Genomic DNA, 2,133 nt, shown 5'->3' on the forward strand with positions numbered 1-2,133 from the left:
ACCCGGTGCGGCTACGGCCGCACCGGCGACCCCCGCGGCCACTCCGGGGGCGGCCATGGCCTTGCCGGACGCTGCCGGGGTCATGGCCTTGCCGGACGCCGCCGAGATCATGGCCTTGCCGGGCGCAGCCGGGGACACGGCCGGGACGCCCGCACCCGCACCCGCACCTGGGACGCGGACCGTCGTCGTGGCGCTGCGGAGCAAGGCGACCGCCGTCGCCGACGCCGAGCTGGGCCGTCTCGCCTCGCGCGCGCCCGGCCTGGACGTCGGGGCGCGCGACGAGGTGAGGCTGGCGATCCAGCGCGTCGTGGACGAGTTCCTGGCGGCGCCGATCACCCGGCTCACCCGGAACGCGGGCTCCCCGCTCGGCGACAGCTACGCCGACGCGCTCCGCGCGCTGTTCGCACTCGACGGTCCCGGCCCGCGGCCGGACGGTGCGCACCCTGGACGAGAGAGCGGGAGGACCCCATGAACCGCGGCAGGGCGGGCGTGATCGTGCCCCCGGCGAACCCGGCCGCCGAACCCGAGTTGGCGCGCCTGCTCGGCTCCCGCGCCGACATGCACGTCACCCGCTTCCCCGTACGCCCCGGTCTGTCGCTGGCCGAGCGGCTGGAGAGCTACAACGAGGCGCTGCCCGCGATGATCTGCAGCTTCGGCGGCCTGCGACTCGACGCGATCGTCTCGGCCTGCAGCGGCTCGCGCTACCTGCTCGGCCCCGACGAGGACCGGCTCGGCTGCGACGAGCTGAGCAGGCGGTTCGGTGTGCCGTTCGCCTCGGCCACGCTGGCCACGCTGCAGGCCATCGAGCACCTCGGCGCGGAGGAGATCATCCTGGTCTCGCCGTACGAGCCGTGGCTGACCGAGCTGGCCGAGCGCTTCTGGAAGGCGGCCGGGCTGAACGTCGAGCGGGTGGTGGAAGTGCGGGCGCGCGGCGGGTTCGCCCCGTACAAGGTCACCCAGGCCGAGCTGGTCGAGCAGGTCGAGGAGGCCTGCCTGCCGCACGACGCCGTCGTGCTGTTCAGCGGCACCGGCATGCTCACGCTCCCCGCGCTGGTGTCCATCGGCGCGGGCAACGACCGGGTCCTGCTCACCTCGAACCTGTGCAGCGCGTGGTGGGCGCTGTCCAGGGTGACGGGGATGCCGATCAGGCTGGGCCGGGTTCCGCACCGCCCGGCCGCCCAGGGGCAGCGGACATGAAGGGCGCCATCGTGGTCGGCGCCGGGCCGGTCGGGCTGACGGCGGCGCTCACGCTGGCCAGGGCCGGCGTGCCCGTCACCGTGCTCGAACGGGAGGAGGGCCTCGGCGGCCAGTCGCGCGCCTCCACCTTCCACCCGGCCACGCTCGACCTGCTGGACGACCTCGGCATCGCCGAGCCGCTCATCGCCCGCGGGCGGGTCGTGGAGCGTGTCCAGTGGCGCGACCGGGCGGGCCACGTCCTGGCCGAGATGGGGATGGGCAGCCTCGATGGGCTGACCCGGCACCCGTTCCGGCTGCACGCCGAGCAGTCGTCGCTCACCCCGCTGCTGCTGTCGGAGCTGTCGGCCTGCCCGGAGGCGGACGTGCGGTTCGGCACCCGGGTGGACGGGGTGGCCGAGGGCGGCACCGGGGTGCGCGTCCGCATCGGGCGGAGCTGGGCCAGGGCCAAGTACGTGATCGCGGCGGACGGCGCGCACAGCACCGTGCGCAGCTCGCTCGGCCTGCCGTTCCACCGGTCCTCCTACCCCACCCAGGCGCTGCGGGTGTTCACCGACTCGCCGCTGGACGAGCTGCTACCCGGCCTGGCGCCGCTCACGTACGTACGCGACGTCGGGCAGTCGTGCAGCCTGCTCGCGCTGCCGGACCACTGGCGGATCGTCGTGCGGATCCCGTGCGACGCCCGCAACCCGCTGGCCACGTCCTACGTGTCCGCCCTGGTGCGCCGGGCGCTGCCGGGGGTGAGCCGGCCGGTGCGGGTCGTCGGCGCCGACCGGTACGGCCTGGCCCGCGGCGTGCTCGCCTCGTACCGGTGCGGCCGGGTGCTGTTCGCGGGCGACGCGGCGCACCTGACCTCCACGGCGGGCGGGCTCAACATGAACGCGGGCATCCACGACGCCGTCGAGCTCGGCCAGGTGGTCGCCGGCGTGCTGGACGGTC

The 2,133-nt window shown here is 75.3% G+C and carries 2 protein-coding genes and 1 pseudogene; all 3 read left to right on the forward strand.

Features of this window, described 5'->3' with window-relative positions; translation table 11 throughout:
- Positions 1-472, forward strand: a pseudogene (locus DQW85_RS23990) (hypothetical protein); the annotation flags it as partial.
- Complete coding sequence (locus DQW85_RS23995; protein ID WP_113702310.1) at positions 469-1,197, forward strand: maleate cis-trans isomerase family protein; 729 nt, start codon at positions 469-471, stop codon at positions 1,195-1,197. The pseudogene DQW85_RS23990 and the gene DQW85_RS23995, both read left to right, overlap by 4 nt.
- Positions 1,194-2,133, forward strand: a 940-nt coding sequence (locus tag DQW85_RS24000; RefSeq protein WP_113702311.1) for an FAD-dependent oxidoreductase, incomplete at its 3' end; no start/stop codon positions are given. The genes DQW85_RS23995 and DQW85_RS24000, both read left to right, overlap by 4 nt.

The sequence above is a fragment of the Nonomuraea lactucae genome (assembly GCF_003313395.1).
GTDB classification, from domain to species: domain Bacteria; phylum Actinomycetota; class Actinomycetes; order Streptosporangiales; family Streptosporangiaceae; genus Nonomuraea; species Nonomuraea lactucae.